The sequence below is a fragment of the Streptomyces sp. NBC_01317 genome (assembly GCF_035961655.1).
Taxonomy (GTDB): domain Bacteria; phylum Actinomycetota; class Actinomycetes; order Streptomycetales; family Streptomycetaceae; genus Streptomyces.
On record NZ_CP108393.1, the window covers coordinates 3,772,609 to 3,788,856 of the forward strand.

General features: G+C 71.0%; 11 protein-coding genes. 7 read left to right on the forward strand and 4 right to left on the reverse strand.

Annotated elements, in window-relative coordinates; all coding sequences use genetic code 11:
- Positions 1-4: 4 nt before the first annotated feature.
- Both OG349_RS16015 and ssd read right to left on the reverse strand, forming a co-directional pair.
- A complete protein-coding gene (locus OG349_RS16015; protein WP_327235247.1) occupies positions 5-1,195 on the reverse strand; it encodes a TadA family conjugal transfer-associated ATPase in 1,191 nt (396 codons plus the stop codon).
- Positions 1,192-2,289 (reverse strand): septum site-determining protein Ssd, encoded by a 1,098-nt coding sequence (ssd, locus tag OG349_RS16020; RefSeq protein ID WP_327235248.1) that lies wholly within the window; start codon positions 2,287-2,289, stop codon positions 1,192-1,194. The genes OG349_RS16015 and ssd overlap by 4 nt, the downstream gene beginning before the upstream one ends.
- 534 nt (positions 2,290-2,823) lie before the next feature.
- Between ssd and OG349_RS16025 the strand changes: the two genes are divergently transcribed.
- A complete protein-coding gene (locus tag OG349_RS16025; RefSeq protein ID WP_327235249.1) occupies positions 2,824-3,660 on the forward strand; it encodes an HAD family hydrolase in 837 nt (278 codons plus the stop codon).
- A 536-nt stretch (positions 3,661-4,196) separates the two neighbouring features.
- Here the strand turns inward: OG349_RS16025 and OG349_RS16030 are convergent.
- The gene (locus OG349_RS16030) at positions 4,197-5,075 is read right to left on the reverse strand and encodes an oxidoreductase (RefSeq protein WP_327235250.1); all 879 of its coding nucleotides are present in this window, start codon (positions 5,073-5,075) and stop codon (positions 4,197-4,199) included.
- Between the two features lie 101 nt (positions 5,076-5,176).
- Between OG349_RS16030 and OG349_RS16035 the strand changes: the two genes are divergently transcribed.
- A complete protein-coding gene (locus tag OG349_RS16035; protein ID WP_327235251.1) occupies positions 5,177-6,163 on the forward strand; it encodes an ATP-binding protein in 987 nt (328 codons plus the stop codon).
- A gap of 420 nt (positions 6,164-6,583) precedes the next feature.
- Here the strand turns inward: OG349_RS16035 and OG349_RS16040 are convergent, their stop codons facing one another.
- Entirely contained in the window at positions 6,584-7,858 is a 1,275-nt protein-coding gene (locus tag OG349_RS16040) for a hypothetical protein (RefSeq protein ID WP_327235252.1), read from the reverse strand.
- Between the two features lie 321 nt (positions 7,859-8,179).
- Between OG349_RS16040 and OG349_RS16045 the strand changes: the two genes are divergently transcribed.
- The 5 genes from OG349_RS16045 to OG349_RS16065 all read left to right on the forward strand — a co-directional run bounded on the left by OG349_RS16045 (position 8,180) and on the right by OG349_RS16065 (position 16,114).
- Positions 8,180-10,849 (forward strand): bifunctional SulP family inorganic anion transporter/carbonic anhydrase, encoded by a 2,670-nt coding sequence (locus tag OG349_RS16045; RefSeq protein ID WP_327235253.1) that lies wholly within the window; start codon positions 8,180-8,182, stop codon positions 10,847-10,849.
- Between the two features lie 272 nt (positions 10,850-11,121).
- Entirely contained in the window at positions 11,122-13,077 is a 1,956-nt protein-coding gene (acs, locus tag OG349_RS16050) for an acetate--CoA ligase (protein WP_327235254.1), read from the forward strand.
- A gap of 144 nt (positions 13,078-13,221) precedes the next feature.
- The gene (gene nhaA / locus OG349_RS16055) at positions 13,222-14,658 is read left to right on the forward strand and encodes a Na+/H+ antiporter NhaA (protein WP_442806260.1); all 1,437 of its coding nucleotides are present in this window, start codon (positions 13,222-13,224) and stop codon (positions 14,656-14,658) included.
- A gap of 41 nt (positions 14,659-14,699) precedes the next feature.
- Positions 14,700-15,194 (forward strand): phage holin family protein, encoded by a 495-nt coding sequence (locus tag OG349_RS16060; RefSeq protein ID WP_401867797.1) that lies wholly within the window; start codon positions 14,700-14,702, stop codon positions 15,192-15,194.
- A complete protein-coding gene (locus tag OG349_RS16065) occupies positions 15,191-16,114 on the forward strand; it encodes an alpha/beta fold hydrolase (RefSeq protein ID WP_327235256.1) in 924 nt (307 codons plus the stop codon). Before OG349_RS16060 ends, OG349_RS16065 begins: the two co-directional genes overlap by 4 nt.
- The last annotated feature ends 134 nt before the right edge of the window (positions 16,115-16,248 follow it).

Genomic DNA, 16,248 nt, shown 5'->3' on the forward strand with positions numbered 1-16,248 from the left:
GTCGTCACAAGGCACCTCCGATCAGCATCAACAGCCGTGGCCAGCCCCGGTCGTACGCGAACGCCTCCGCTCCCCACCGCAACGCGGGCACCGGCACCACGAGCCCCGCGCTGTCCCGCTCCAGCACATCCACCTCCGCGAGCCGACGCCGCCCGTCGCGGTCCCGCACCAGATGGATCACCACCGACAGCGCCGCCGCCAGCTGGCTGTGCAGCGCCGCCCGGTCCAGCCCCGCCGCCGTCCCGAGCGCCTCCAGCCGGGCGGGCACATCGGCCGCCGTATTGGCGTGCACCGTCCCGCAGCCGCCTTCATGGCCTGTATTGAGGGCGGCCAGAAGGTCCGTCACCTCACGCCCCCTCACCTCGCCGACGACCAGCCGGTCGGGCCGCATCCGCAGCGCCTGCCGGACCAGGTCCTCCAGCGTCACCAGGCCCGCGCCCTCCTGATTCGCCGGCCGGGACTCCAGCCGCACCACGTGGGGGTGGTCCGGCCGCAGCTCCGCCGAGTCCTCGGCCAGAACGATCCGCTCCCGCTGACCGACCAGGCCGAGCAACGTCGAGAGAAGCGTGGTTTTGCCCGTGCCCGTACCGCCGCTGATCAGGAAGGACTGCCGCGCCTGCACCAGCGCGCGCAGCACCCGGTCGCCGCCCGGCGGCACCGTCCCCGCCGCGATCAACTCCCCCAGCGAGAACGCCTTGGGCCGCACCACCCGCAGCGAGAGATACGGCGAACCGACCGCCACCGGTGGCAGCACCGCGTGCATCCGTGTGCCGTCGGGCAGCCGGGCGTCCACCCAGGGCCGCGCGTCGTCCAGCCGCCGCCCCGCCACCGCCGCCAGCCGCTGCGCGAGCCTCCGTACGGAAGCGGCGTCGGCGAACGCCACACCGGTCAGTTCCAGCCCGCCGCCCCGGTCCACCCACACCCGGTCGGGCGCCGAGACCAGGACGTCCGTCACCGACGGATCGGCGAGCAGGGGCTCCAGCGGCCCCGTGCCCACCAGCTCGCACCTCAACTCCTCCGCAGCGCCGAGCACTTCCGCGTCCCCGAGCAGCCGGCCCTGGGCCCGCAGCGCGGCCGCCACCCGCGCCGGGGTCGGTTCGGCCCCGCTCTCCGCCAGCCGCTGCCGCACCGCGTCCAGCAGGCCGCCCGCCGGCGCCCCGCCGTACGGGACCTCGTCCCGCGCACGGCCGTTCACGGGCTCACACTCCCCTCGCCGGCCAGCGCCCGCTCCCAGAACGCGGTGCAGAACGCGGCGAGCGGGCCACGGGCACTCGATCCCGGCGGCGCACCGCCCTCCTGCGCCTGGGCCAGGCCCGGCTCCCAGGGCAGTTCGCCCACCAACGGCAACCGGAGCGCGCCCGCGATCCACCGCTCGTCCAGACCCGTCGCGTACGGCCCCCGGACCACGGCCCGCAGGTCCTGGAGGACCATGCCGACCATGGAAGCCACCCGCCCGGCCGCCGCCACGGCCCGCAGCTCGGCGGGCACCACCAGCAGCCCGAGATCCACCTGGGCCAGGGCTTCCGCCATGGCCTCGTCGATCCGGCGCGGAAGATCCACCACCACGATGCCGCCGCGCCTACGGGCCGCCGCGAGCACGGACCGCATGGCCTCCGGCTGAACCACCACCGCGTCACCGCGATCCCAGCTCAGCACCCGTAACTCGTGCAGCCGGGGCAGCGACTCCTCCAGCGCGCCCCCGGCGACCCGGCCCTTCGAGGCCGCGAAATCCGGCCACCGCCGGCCTTCGGTCTGCTCACCGCCGAGCAGCACGTCGAGCCCGCCGCCCAGCGGATCGCCGTCGATGAGCATCGTGCGCCGGCCTGCCCTGGCCGCGGTGACGGCCAGCGCGCACGCCAGGGTCGAGGCCCCCGCGCCCCCGCGCCCGCCGATCACGCCGACCGTGAGCGCCTGCCGGCCCACGCCCTCCGCCGCGTCAGCGATCCGGTCGACCAGCCAGCCCTCCGCGTCGGGAAGCCGCAGGACACAGTCGGCGCCGATCTCCACGGCCCGCCGCCACACGTCCGGATCGTCCTGATCGCGGCCCACCAGCATCACCCCCCTCCTGCGGGTGGCACCGCGGCAGCGCGCCGCCGCGTCGTCCCCGACCAGGACCATGGGCGCGTCCTCCCAGCACCCCTTCGCCTCCGGCACCCCGTGGTGCACCTGCGGCTCCGCGCCCGCCGCAGCACACAGCCGCAGCAGATCGTCGAGCAGATCCGCGTCCTCGGTCACGATCAGCGGTCCCGCCCGTCGCCCTCCGGCGACCTGTGCCCGATCGGATGTCATGGATCCCGCCACGATCTCCGCCCCCCTCATCTCTGCCTCGATCCCGGATCTGCGAGCGCTTCTCAGCGGTCTCGCTGGCATCCGGTATCTGTGATTCCGGCTTCCGCGAACTTCGCGGTCGGAATCACCGTGCAGGGGAACAGGAAATCGTGTGGATCTTGCTCGAAAACTGTGGACAACTCACAGGTTGTGAATATCCCGCTCGCTCATACCGGTGACTTCCGCAGCGCAGCGCATCGGCTACGCAGAGTGAGGGGTATGAATGGAAACACGCCGCCGCACGCCGCACCGCAGACGGAATCGAGCGAAGTCAGGAGAGGGGGGACAACGGGATTCGAGAGACGAAAACGCGTCCGGACATGCGACGACCCCCGCCGGGGGGGAGAGCGGGGGTCGTCCCCACAGCCAGACTCGGGGGGGGAGGAGTCGGGCCGGGTTAGCACGGTCGCGAACGATCCGTGACTTCCATGGTGTACCCGACGGCCTTCTCAGGCAAACCCACGCGCCGGACCTTACGCCGAATGGTGGGCGCATATGCTCACCCTCGTGGAAATCCGCTCCTTGCCGCGCACAGCTGCCTTCTTTGACCTGGACAAGACGGTCATTGCGAAGTCATCGACGTTGACCTTCAGCAAGCCCTTCTACCAAGGCGGTCTGATCAACCGCCGGGCGGTACTACGGACCGCTTACGCGCAGTTCGTCTTCCTCGCCGGAGGCGCCGATCACGACCAGATGGAGCGGATGCGGGAGTACCTCTCCGCGCTCTGCAAAGGCTGGAACGTCTCACAGGTCAAGGAGATCGTCGCAGAGACCCTGCACGATCTCATCGACCCGATCATCTACGACGAAGCGGCATCCCTCATCGAGGACCATCACACCGCCGGCCGGGACGTGGTGATCGTCTCCACCTCGGGCGCGGAGGTGGTCGAACCGATCGGCGAACTCCTCGGCGCCGACCGGGTGGTGGCGACCCGGATGGCCGTCGGCGTCGACGGCTGCTTCACCGGCGAGGTGGAGTATTACGCGTACGGGCCGACCAAGGCCGAGGCGGTCAAGGCGCTCGCCGAGTCCGAGGGCTACGACCTGTCGCGCTGCTACGCGTACAGCGACTCCATCACGGACGTCCCGATGCTGTCGTCCGTCGGCCATCCGTACGCGGTCAATCCGGACCGCGCGCTGCGGCGGGAGGCGATCGCGCGCGACTGGCCGATCCTGGTCTTCAGCAGGCCTGTTCGGCTGAAGCGGCGGCTGCCCGCCCTGTCGATGCCGGCGCGCCCGGCGTTGGTGGCCGCGGCGGCCGTGGGTGCGGCGGCGGCCACGGCGGGGCTCGTCTGGTACGCGAGCCGCCGCCGGACGACGGCGCCCGTGTGAGCACTTGCCCCCGTCCGACGGCGCCCATTTCCCTCACCACCACCCGCCGCCCGTTTCGTCCTCGTCCGCTGCCCGTTCCCTAATCGCCAACCGCCCGTTTCGCACCTGTTTGAACATGAAAGTAAAGAAGTCGAGCCGGGGGTTTCGCATCCCTGGGGACAGGAGTACAAAGGAATCAACGGCCCGCGAGACCAAGGACATCCGAGAGGATCACCTGAGAAACGCTTGAGGCCCCACGGACCGAAGCACGGAAGTCGAGTACCCACGCGACGTCGACCCGTCGATTACGGGCCAGCCGCACCAGGTGACGGGCGAAGTTCCCGACCTGATGGGCACTACTTCGAGGACGCTTGGTAACTCGGCGGACGTGTTGGCGGCGGCATCGAAAGTGATGCCGCCGCAATTCTGCCCGGTCCGTCCGGGCGACGGGAATGCGGACCGGACCGCCGTTCGCAATAAGCGCTGGCAAATTCAGGGGCGCGACAGGTTCAAAGCGCGGCCGGTTCAAAGCGCGAGAGCTACAGAACGCGGCGCGTTCAAGCCGCACCGCGCTGGAGGGCCTCGCATACCGCCGTGGACTCCCTCACTCCCAGTTCGATCGCGCGGCCGCAGTGCGCGATCCACGTGACCATCCCGTCCGGGGTGCCCGACAGATAGCCGGCGAAGGCGGCCGCGTACGCGGCGCGGCCCAGCTCCGCGTGGCCGGCCTCCGCCGGGCAGACCGACTTGGGGTCCAGCCCACTGCCGGTCAGCACGATGCGCTCGGCGGCGCGCGCCACGAGGCCGTTGTACGAACCGAACGGGCGCAGCGCCAGCAGTTCGCCGTGCACCACCGCGGCCGTCACCAGCGCCGGCGCCGAACTCCCCGCCACGACCAGGGCCGACAACCCCTCCAACCGTCCCGCCACCTCGGCGGCGCCGGGCAGCGGCGCCTCGGTCAGCGGTCCCGTGGCATCGGCGCCGGGGGTCTCCGTCACACGTTCGCCGGCCAGCCGGGGCCGTCCGACCGTGTCGTCGGCGGGGCCCGCGCCGCCCGCCGCCACCAGATGCAGCCGGGCCAGCACCCGTACCGGTGACTGGTCCCAGATGGAAAGGAGTTGGCCGGCCTCGGCGGTCAGGCGCAGTGCGGCGCCGACCGTACGGGCCTCGTCGTCGGCACCGAAGTCGCTGCGCCTGCGCACCTCTTCCAGCGCCCAGTCGGCGCCGGACAGCGCGGCGGAACCACGTGCCGCGCGCAGGGCCGCCTCCGAGGCGACCTCGTTGCTCCGGCGGCGCATCACCCGGTGGCCGTAGACGCGGTCGACCGCCCTGCGCACGGAATCCACCGCGTCGGGGACGCCCGGCAGGGAGGCCAGCGCGAGCAGGGGTTCCTCCGGCCGCGGAGCGGAAGAGGCGTCAGAGGAAGTCGTACTCATAAGTAGCTAGGCTACGCGCCCGCGAGGGGCGCCCCACCTTGGAGTGGTCTTCTTCACTGAATGTGACCGGCGAACACGGTGAGCCGCTAACCTACGTGAACATGAAGATCGCTTTCGTGGGTAAGGGCGGCAGCGGCAAGACGACGCTGTCCTCGCTCTTCATCCGCCATCTGACCGCCAATGAGGCTCCCGTCGTCGCGGTGGACGCCGACATCAACCAGCACCTGGGGCCCGCGCTCGGCCTCACGGACGAGGAGTCGGCCGCGCTGCCCGCGCTCGGCGCGCATCTTCCGCTGATCAAGGACTATCTGCGCGGCAGCAACCCGCGGATCGCGTCCGCCGACGCGATGATCAAGACGACGCCGCCGGGCGAGGGGTCGCGGTTGCTCCGGGTGAACGAGGACAACCCGGTGTACGACGCGTGCGCGCGGGCCGTCCGGCTGGACGACGGGGAGATCCGGCTGATGGCCACGGGGCCCTTCACCGAGTCCGACCTCGGGGTGGCCTGCTACCACTCCAAGGTCGGCGCGGTCGAGCTGTGCCTGAACCACCTGGTCGACGGGCCGGACGAATATGTCGTCGTCGACATGACGGCCGGTTCCGACTCCTTCGCGTCGGGGATGTTCACGCGGTTCGACATGACGTTCCTGGTGGCGGAGCCGACGCGCAAGGGTGTCTCGGTCTACCGGCAGTACAAGGAGTACGCGCGGGACTTCGGCGTCTCGCTCAAGGTCGTCGGCAACAAGGTGCAGGGGGAGGACGACGTGGACTTCCTCCGCCAGGAGGTGGGCGAGGACCTGCTTGTCACCGTGGGTCACTCCAACTGGGTCCGGGCGATGGAGAAGGGCCGCCCGCCCCGCTTCGAGCTGCTGGAGGCGGACAACCGCTGCGCGCTCCAGACCCTCCAGGACGCGGCGGAGGACTCGTACGAGAATCGCGACTGGGAGCGGTACACCCGGCAGATGGTCCACTTCCACCTCAGGAACGCGGAGAGCTGGGGCAACGCGAAGACGGGCGTCGACCTGGCTTCCCAGGTCGACCCCGCCTTCATCCTCAGCGAAGCGTCAGCCGTGCCCCAGCCCGGCTGAGACCCCGCCGGACCCCGGCCGCGCTACCGGCGGACGGAGTCCGGCGCAGCGGCCCGAAGCCCGGCAGGCGCCCCAGGCGCCGAACGGCGCGAGGGCCGCAGAAGGAGGAATCTGCCTGGCTTCCCAGGTCGACCCCGCCTTCATCCTCAGCGAAGCGTCAGCCGTGCCCCAGCCCGGCTGAGACCCCGCCGGACCCCGGCCGCGCTACCGGCGGACGGAGTCCGGCGCAGCGGCCCGAAGCCCGGCAGGCGCCCCAGGCGCCGAACGGCGCGAGGGCCGCAGAAGGAGGAATCTGCCTGGCTTCCCAGGTCGACCCCGCCTTCATCCTCAGCGAAGCGTCAGCCGTGCCCCAGCCCGGCTGAGACCCCGCCGGACCTCAGCCGGGCCGACACCGTGCCGGCCGGCGCGGGGCCAGGTCGGTCAGTTCTTCTGTTCGGGGCCCGCCGGGGCCCGGGACGGGGTGAGGGTGGTCGGGTCCGTCATGTACGGGGCCCAGCCGCCCTTCGGGGCCTGGCCGACGCCGAGGCCGCGCAGCTTCTCCAGCGTCTGCGGGTCCTGCGCGTCCAGCCAGTCCGCCAGCTGACGGAACGACACGCAGCGCACGTCCCGCTGGACGCAGACCGTCCTGATCGTCTCCTCGATGGCGCGCATGTACGTGCCGCCGTTCCAGGACTCGAAGTGATTGCCGATGATCAGCGGGGCGCGGTTGCCGTCGTACGCCCGGTCGAAGGCCTTGAGCAGGCCGTCCCGCATCTGGTTGCCCCAGTACGTGTGCTTGGCCGGGTCGCCCTTGGTCGTCCCCGACTGGTTGAACATGAAGTTGTAGTCCATCGACAGCGTCTCGAAGGCGCGCCCCGGCACCGGCACCAGCTGGAGCGGCAGGTCCCAGAGGCCCTCGGTCTTCTTCGGCCAGACCTGGTTGCCGACGCCGCTGGAGTCGTAGCGGAAGCCCATCGTCCGCCCGGCCAGCATCATGTTCTTCTGCCCTTCCAGGCAGGGCGTACGGCCGCCGACCAGCTCCTTGTCGTAGTCGAAGGGCAGCGGCGCCTCGGTCGCGAGCCCCGCGTTGGTCTTCCAGCCCTTCACGAACGCCTTGGCCTGGCTGATCTCGCTCTTCCACTCGTCGACCGACCAGGTGCCGACACCCCCGTCCTTGCCGCAGAAGTGGCCGTTGAAGTGCGTGCCGATCTCGTTGCCGTCGCGCCAGGCGCCGCGCAGCTGCCGCAGGGTGTCCGAGATCCCCTTGGTGTCGTTGAAGCCGATGTCCGAGCTGCCGGCCGCGTGCTGCGGCGGGTCGTACTGCCGGGCCTTCTCCTTGGGGAGGAGATAGACCCCGCTCAGGAAGTACGTCATCGTCGCGTCGTACTTCTTGCCCACCTCTCGGAAGTGGGAGAAGAGCCGCTGGCTGTCCTCGCCCGCCCCGTCCCACGAGAACACCACGAACTGCGGGGGCTTCTGACCCGGCTTCAACCGCTGCGGCTTGGGCAGCCGCGGCTGCGCACCGGTGTACGCGGTGGAGCCGTCGCCGATGAGCCGTACGACGTTCTTGGGCGCCGCGGGCGCCTTCCTGGCGCCGTACGCGCCGTTCTCGGCCTCGGGCCCGCCCCCCGGGCCACCACCGGAACAGCCGGTCAGACCGACGGCGAGCGCCGTGACGGCGGCGCCGAAGGTGATTCTCTTTCTGGCGGCCAGCATCCGCCCACCTCTTCCTTCAGGGTTCGCGTACCGAAGTGCCGAGCGGCGAGGTGCCGGCACGGCGCCGAGCGCCGCCAACCTCGCACCACGAACAAAAGGAAGATGAAACGACAAGCCGTACAAAATGACTAATCGCTAGTTCGAGTGATTGATTGACCCATTTGCCCCGTAAGTCATGCCTGAGTCTTTACTCTCCATTACGATCTGTTTACCAAGAGTTGCACTGAGCATCCCGCTGTTGCATCCCGCCGCTGCACGCCGTGACCCACGGCCGCGACCCCCACGTTCCGCGACCGCGCTGCCCCGGAGGAGACGGGAAACATGTCTGCCCGCGTACCCACTCGCGCCGACGGCGCCGCTCGACCGGCCCGTACCGACCCGCCGTCCCCCGGCTCCCGGCCCCCGTTCCGATCCCGGTTCCGGTTCCGGATCGCCGGGGCCGACCTGTCCGCCTCCGTCACCGTCTTCCTGATCGCGCTGCCGCTCTCGCTCGGCATCGCACTCGCCACCGGCGCGCCGCTCCAGGGCGGCCTGGTCGCGGCGGCCGTCGGCGGCCTGGTCGTCGGCCGCCTCGGCGGCGCGCCGCTCCAGGTGAGCGGCCCCGCCGCCGGGCTCACCGTCGTCACGGCCGACCTGATCCAGCTGTACGGCTGGCGCACCACCTGCGCCATCACCGTCTGCGCCGGCCTCGCCCAACTCGGCCTCTCGGCGCTGCGGGTGGCCCGCTCGGCCCTCGCCGTCAGCCCGGCGATCGTGCACGGCATGCTCGCCGGCATCGGCGTCACGATCGCGCTGTCCCAACTCCACATCGTGCTGGGCGGCTCCCCGCAGAGCTCCGCGGTCGCCAACGTCAAAGGACTCCCCGCCCAGTTGGCGGACCTGCATCCCGGCGCGGTGTCGGTCAGCGTGTTCACGATCGTGGTGCTGCTCGCCTGGCCACGGATTCCTGGGCGCGGCGGCCGGTTCGTACGGAAGGTCCCCGCCACGCTCGCCGCGGTGGCCCTGGCGACCTCGGTGGCCGCCGTGCTCGGGGTGGGCCTCCCGCGCGTCGACCTGCCCTCGTGGCGCAACCACGCCCTGCCGGAGCTGCCTCAGGGCCCGGTGCTCGGGCTGATCGCCGCCGTCCTCACCGTCACCCTGGTCGGCAGCGTCGAATCGCTGCTCTCCGCCGTCGCCGTGGACAAGCTGGTGGCCATGCGCAAGGAGCCCGCCGTCCGGATCCCGCGCGCCCGGCTCGACCGCGAGCTGTTCGGACAGGGCTCGGGCAACATCCTCTCCGGCGCGCTCGGCGGGCTGCCCATCACCGGCGTCGCCGTGCGCAGCTCCGCCAATGTCGCGGCAGGCGCGGTGAGCCGGAATTCGACGATGCTGCACGGCCTGTGGGTCGCGGTCGCGGCGCTGCTGCTGGTGCCGGTGCTCGACCTGATCCCGCTGGCGGCGCTGGCCGCGCTGGTGATGGTCGTGGGGATCCAGATGGTCAACCTCGTCCATCTGCGCAGCGTGAAGCGGAACCGCGAGATGCTGGTGTACGCGGTGACGCTGGCCGGGGTGGTGTTCACCGGCGTCCTGGAAGGGGTGGCGATCGGGATCGCCGTCGCGGTGGCGGTCGCGATGCACCGGCTGACCAGGACACGGATCACGGTGGCCGAGCGGAACGGAGTCCACCGCATCCGGGTCCGGGGGCAGTTGACGTTCCTGGCGGTGCCGCGGCTCAGCCGGATCCTCCAGGAGGTGCCGCAGCGCGCGGACAGTGTGGTCGAGCTGGACGGGTCCTTCATGGACCACGCGGCGTACGAGGCGTTGCACGACTGGCAGACCTCGCATCTCGCGCAAGGAGGGACGGCGGAGTTCACCGGCCGGGCCGGCGGGCGGATCGCGGAGCCGACGACGGAGCTCCAGTCCTGCTGCCGTCCGTGGACGCCGTGGCGTAACCACCACTGCGGGGAGCATCCGGCGGCGGAACCGGCTGTCGCCGAGGTGTCGGGAGCCAGCCCGTCAGGCCCGGTCGCCTCCGACGCGATCTCGTTCGGTACGGCTTCATCCGGTACGGCTTCATCCGGTACGGGTCCGTCCGACGCAGGTCCGTTCGGTACGGGCGCACCAGGACGCTTCCCCGCCTCCCCCACCCCGTCCTCCGCGTCCGCCTCCCCCGCTCCCTCCCCCTCGACCACAGGCCCCCCGGTGCTCCGTAACAGCACGTCGGGCCTCGGCACGTCAGCCCCGCGCGTCACCCAGCCGCACCTCGAAGGACGGCGCCCCGTGGGCGGTGGGGCGAGCAGTCGTCAACTCGCCAGCGGCATCAGCTCGTTCCAGCGCAACACGGCCCCCCGCGTCCGGGACGAGCTGGCGCGGCTCGCCCGGGAGGGGCAGCGGCCGTCGCAGCTGTTCCTCACCTGCGCCGACTCCCGGCTGGTCACCAGCATGATCACGTCCAGCGGCCCGGGCGACCTCTTCACCGTACGGAACGTCGGCAACCTCGTGCCGCTGCCCGGCGCCGACAGCGCGCACGGTACGGACGACTCGGTGGCGGCCGCGATCGAGTACGCGGTGGATGTCCTCCAGGTCCAGTCCATCACCGTCTGCGGACACTCCGGATGCGGCGCGATGCAGGCCCTGTTGAACACGCCGGACGTCAACGGCGAGCCCCGCACCCCCCTCCGGCGCTGGCTGCGGCACGGACAGCCGAGCCTGGATCGGATGAAGAGCAAGCACCACTCCTGGGCCAGGATCTCCGGACGGCTGCCGGCCGACGCGATCGAACAGCTCTGCCTGACCAACGTGGTCCAGCAACTGGCGCATCTGCGCGCCCACGACGCGGTCGCGCGCGGACTCGCCGAAGGGAGGCTGGAGTTGCACGGCATGTACTTCCACGTCGGCGAGGCGCAGGCCTACCTGCTGGCCGACGGCAGTACGACGGGGAGTTCGGGGGGCGGCTCCGAAGAGGTGTTCAACCGCGTGGCCCCCACGGCCCTGGAGGAGTCGCGCGCCTGAACCGTCCGCCTCCGCCGTCCGTGAGAGTGTGTGGCCCCTTGTGGCCCTCTTCCCCGCCGCCCGGGGCGGAGGGCCACGCCCCTGTGTACGTGAAGAACGTCTCGTACGCGAAGATCCTCCACGTACACAGGACCGCACCCCGCGCACAAGCGCCGCACCCCACACAGGTCTAAACCAATTACCGGAAGGGCCTTGTCACCCGGGCATCCGCCTGATGAGCTAGGCCAGGGACACATAGGACGCCCTGGGGACGCCCGGGAGAGGGAGATGTCGTGAGCAACGAAAGCCTGGCCAATCTGCTCAAGGAGGAGCGGCGGTTCGCGCCGCCGTCCGAGCTGGTCGCGCACGCCAACGTGACGGCGGAGGCCTACGAGCAGGCCGCGGCGGACCGGCTCGGCTTCTGGGCCGAGCAGGCGAGGCGGCTCACCTGGGTCACCGAGCCGACCGAGACGCTGGACTGGTCGAACCCGCCCTTCGCGAAGTGGTTCGCGGACGGTGAACTCAACGTCGCGTACAACTGCGTGGACCGTCACGTGGAAGCCGGCAACGGCGACCGGGTCGCGATCCACTTCGAGGGCGAACCGGGCGACAGCCGCTCGATCACCTACACGGAGCTTCAGGACGAGGTCTCCCGCGCCGCCAACGCGCTGACGGAGCTGGGCGTTCAGTCCGGCGACCGGGTCGCGATCTACCTGCCGATGATCCCCGAGGCCGCGGTCGCGATGCTCGCCTGCGCCCGGATCGGAGCGGCGCACTCCGTCGTCTTCGGCGGTTTCTCCGCCGACGCGGTCGCCTCCCGCATCCAGGACGCGGACGCCAAGCTCGTCATCACCGCCGACGGGGGCTACCGCCGCGGCAAGCCGACCGCCCTCAAGCCCGCCATCGACGAGGCGGTCACCAAGTGTCCGCAGGTCGAGCATGTGCTGGTGGTCCGCCGTACGGGGCAGGACACCGCCTTCGACAGCACCCGTGACGTCTGGTGGCACGAGATCGTCGCCCGCCAGACCCCGCACCACACCCCCCAGGCGTTCGGCGCGGAGCACCCGCTCTTCATCCTCTACACCTCCGGGACGACGGGGAAGCCGAAGGGCATCCTCCACACGTCCGGCGGCTACCTCACCCAGGCGGCCTACACCCACCACGCCGTCTTCGACCTCAAGCCCGAGTCGGACGTCTACTGGTGCACTGCTGACGTCGGCTGGGTGACGGGCCACTCGTACATCGTGTACGGCCCGCTCGCCAACGGCGCCACGCAGGTCATGTACGAGGGCACCCCCGACACCCCGCACCAGGGGCGGTTCTGGGAGATCGTCCAGAAGTACGGGGTGACGATCCTCTACACCGCGCCGACCGCGATCCGTACGTTCATGAAGTGGGGCGACGACATCCCCGCCAAGTTCGACCTGAGCAGTCTGCGGGTCCTGGGCTCGGTCGGCGAGCCGATCAACCCCGAGGCGTGGATCTGGTACCGCGAGCACATCGGCGCCGGCGAGGCCCCGATCGTGGACACCTGGTGGCAGACCGAGACCGGCGCCATGATGATCTCACCGCTCCCCGGGGTCACCGAGACGAAGCCGGGCTCCGCCCAGCGGGCCCTGCCCGGCATCTCCGCCACCGTGGTGGACGACGAGGCCAACGAGGTCCCGGACGGGGGCGGCGGCTATCTGGTCCTGACGGAGCCGTGGCCGTCGATGCTCCGTACGATCTGGGGCGACGACCAGCGGTTCATCGACACGTACTGGTCCCGTTTCGAGGGCAAGTACTTCGCGGGTGACGGCGCGAAGAAGGACGACGACGGCGACATCTGGCTGCTGGGCCGCGTGGACGACGTGATGCTGATCTCGGGTCACAACATCTCCACCACCGAGGTCGAGTCCGCCCTGGTCTCGCACCCCAAGATCGCGGAGGCGGCGGTCGTGGGCGCGGCCGACGAGACCACCGGCCAGGCCATCGTCGCCTTTGTCATCCTGCGCGGCACCGCGAGCGTGGACGACGGGCTCGTCGCCGAGCTGCGCAACCACGTCGGTACGGCTCTGGGCCCGATCGCCAAGCCCAAGCGGATCCTCCCGGTGGCGGAGCTGCCGAAGACCCGCTCCGGCAAGATCATGCGGCGCCTGCTGCGCGATGTGGCCGAGAACAGGACGCTCGGAGACGTCACCACGCTCACCGACTCCTCGGTCATGGACCTCATCCAGACGCAGCTGCCGTCGGCGACCAGCGAGGACTGAGCACGACCCGCACGCACGCGGGGGCACCCGGAGTCCGTCGAACCGGGTGCCCCCGCGCACACCCGCGTAGAGTGTGCGCGACATCGACAAATGAACAAGGAATTCTGGGTGCGCCGGGAAGTCTGGTCGGCAACGTGATCCGCCATGTCCGCCGAACCGCCCCGGAGGTACGACCCCGTGCCAGCCCCCACGGCCACCGCCACCGCCCGTAAGTTCCTCGGCCGGCTGTCGCTGCCCGAGCGCAACTACGTCGCCGACGCGCTCCGTACCGAAACCGTGGGCGGACTGCTCCTCCTCGCCGCCGCCGTAGCCGCCCTGATCTGGGCGAACACCCCGGTCAGCGCGTCGTACACCACCGTGCGGGACTTCCACTTCGGCCCCTCCGCCCTCGGCCTCCACCTCTCCGTACAGCACTGGGCGGCCGACGGACTGCTCGCCGTCTTCTTCTTCGTCGCCGGGGTCGAGCTGAAACGCGAGCTGGTCGCCGGTGAGCTGCGCGATCCCCGCGCCGCCGCCCTGCCCGTCGTCGCCGCGCTCTGCGGGATGGCGACGCCCGCCCTCGTCTACCTGGTGGTCAACGTGGTCGGCGGCGGATCGCTGGACGGCTGGGCCGTCCCCACCGCCACCGACATCGCCTTCGCCCTCGCCGTCCTGGCCGTCCTCGGCACCGCGCTGCCCGCCGCGCTCCGCGCCTTCCTCCTCACCCTCGCCGTCGTCGACGACCTCTTCGCGATCCTGATCATCGCGATCTTCTTCACGAGCGATCTGAACTTCGCGGCGCTCGGTGGCGCGTTCGCCGGCCTCGCCGTGTTCTGGCTGCTGCTGAGGACGGGCGTACGGGGCTGGTACGTGTACGTCCCGCTCGCCCTGGTCAACTGGGCGCTCATGTACAACAGCGGCATCCACGCCACCATCGCGGGCGTGGCGATGGGGCTGATGCTCCGCTGCGTCAGGACAGGCGACGAGACGCGGTCCCCGGGCGAGCGCGTCGAACACCTGGTGCGCCCCCTGTCGGCGGGACTCGCCGTCCCCGTGTTCGCCCTCTTCTCCGCGGGCGTCCTGGTGACCGGCAGCGTCCTCGGCGACGTCTTCACCCGCCCCGAGACCCTGGGTGTGGTCCTGGGGCTGGTGGCGGGCAAGGCGGTCGGGATCTTCGGCGGTACGTGGCTGGCCGCGCGCTTCACCCGGGCGCGGCTCAACGAGGATCTGGCCTGGCCGGACGTGTTCGCGGTCGCCGTCCTCGCCGGGATCGGCTTCACCGTGTCGCTCCTCATCGGCGAGCTGGCGTTCGCCGGGAACGCGGCGCTGACCGACGAGGTGAAGGCGTCCGTCCTGCTGGGCTCCCTCATCGCGGCGGTGCTCGCCGGGGTCCTGCTCAAGCTCCGCGTACGGACCTATCGCGCGCTCTGCGCGGACGAGGAGCGCGACGAGGACCAGGACGGCGTACCGGACATCTATGAACAGGACGATCCCGGGTATCACCTGCGCATGGCCGCGATCTTCGAGGCGAAGGCCGCGGAACACCGCCGTCTGGCGGAACACGCGGGGGCAGCGCGCGATGACGGCGACGGTCCGGCATGATCTGACACACGCGAGAACCAGAGCGAGAAGAGGGAGTCACCGTGAGCGACCCCGGCAGGCAAGCCGCCGACGCAGTCCGGACCGGCGTCATCGTGGAACCCGTCAGCGCCGACCGCAGCCTCGGCCAGTTGGTCGCCGAGGCGACCACCGAGCTGTCCGGGCTGGTGCACGACGAGATCGCGCTGGCCAAGGCGGAGATCCGGCAGGACGTCAAGCGGGGTGCGATCGGCGGCGGGGCCATCGCCGTCGCGGGAATCCTCGCCCTGTTCTCCCTGCCGGTGTTCAGCTTCGCGGCCGCGTACGGCATCCACAACTGGGGACTCGGGCTCGCCTGGTCGTTCCTGATCGTCGGCGGGGCGTTCGTGGTGCTCGCCGGCCTGCTGGGCGGGTTCGCCGTACTCAAGTTCAAGAAGATCAAGCCGCCGGAGAAGTCCATCGCCTCGTCCAAGGAGACGGCGTCCGTCCTCCAGAACGCGAAGCCCCACCCCCGGGGGGTCGGGCAGGAGACCAAGTCTGTGGCACGCTCGTCCGCATGACCGTCCCTGATTCCGCCTCCGCCGTCCGCCTCGATGGTCCGTGGGTCCACCGCGATGTGGCGGCCAACGGCGCGCGCTTCCACATCGCCGAGGTGGGCGACGGGCCGCTGGTGCTGCTGCTGCACGGCTTCCCGCAGTTCTGGTGGACCTGGCGGCATCAGCTGACGGCGCTCGCGGACGCCGGGTACCGCGCGGTGGCCATGGACCTGCGCGGGGTGGGCGGCAGCGACCGTACGCCGCGGGGGTACGACCCCGCCAACCTGGCCCTCGACATCACCGGCGTCGTGCGCTCCCTCGGCGAGCCCGACGCGGCGCTCGTGGGACACGACCTGGGCGGATACCTCGCGTGGACCGCCGCCGTGATGCGGCCCAAGCTGGTGCGCAGGCTCGCGGTGTCCTCGATGCCGCACCCGCGCCGCTGGCGCTCCTCGATGCTCTCCGACCTGTCGCAGAGCCGGGCCGGCTCGTACATCTGGGGCTTCCAGCGGCCGTGGCTGCCGGAGCGTCAGCTCGTCGCGGACGACGCGGCGTTGGTGGGGCAGCTGATCCGGGAGTGGTCGGGGCCGACGCTGCCGGACGAGGAGGCGATCGACGTCTACCGGCGGGCGATGACCATTCCGTCGACGGCGCACTGCGCGATCGAGCCGTACCGCTGGATGGTGCGGTCGATGGCGCGCCCGGACGGCATCCAGTTCAACCGGCGCATGAAGCGGCCGGTACGGGTGCCCACGCTCCAGCTGCACGGGTCGCTGGACCCGGCGATGCGCACGCGCAGCACGGCGGGGTCAGCGGAGTACGTGGAGGCGCCCTACCGGTGGCGGCTCTTCGACGGGCTCGGGCACTTCCCGCACGAGGAGGACCCGGCGGCGTTCTCCTCGGAGCTGATCAACTGGCTCAAGGACCCGGAACCGGACCGCTGAGCGCGCGATCCGACACCGTCGTAAACGGCGTCTCGAACACCATCACGAACACCCGTCCTAAGAAGGGCCACTTGCCGGGCGCATAGGCCAATTGGCCCTCCCCCGCGCGGTTATCGACCTTGGGGCACGGGCAC

Coding starts and splice junctions, on each gene's coding strand:
- ssd (WP_327235248.1), bottom strand. CDS start 2,289: ATGACATCCGATCGGGCACAGGTCGCCGGAGGGCGACGGGCGGGACCG.
- OG349_RS16025 (WP_327235249.1), top strand. CDS start 2,824: ATGCTCACCCTCGTGGAAATCCGCTCCTTGCCGCGCACAGCTGCCTTC.
- OG349_RS16030 (WP_327235250.1), bottom strand. CDS start 5,075: ATGAGTACGACTTCCTCTGACGCCTCTTCCGCTCCGCGGCCGGAGGAA.
- OG349_RS16035 (WP_327235251.1), top strand. CDS start 5,177: ATGAAGATCGCTTTCGTGGGTAAGGGCGGCAGCGGCAAGACGACGCTG.
- OG349_RS16040 (WP_327235252.1), bottom strand. CDS start 7,858: ATGCTGGCCGCCAGAAAGAGAATCACCTTCGGCGCCGCCGTCACGGCG.
- OG349_RS16045 (WP_327235253.1), top strand. CDS start 8,180: ATGTCTGCCCGCGTACCCACTCGCGCCGACGGCGCCGCTCGACCGGCC.
- nhaA (WP_442806260.1), top strand. CDS start 13,222: ATGTCCGCCGAACCGCCCCGGAGGTACGACCCCGTGCCAGCCCCCACG.
- OG349_RS16065 (WP_327235256.1), top strand. CDS start 15,191: ATGACCGTCCCTGATTCCGCCTCCGCCGTCCGCCTCGATGGTCCGTGG.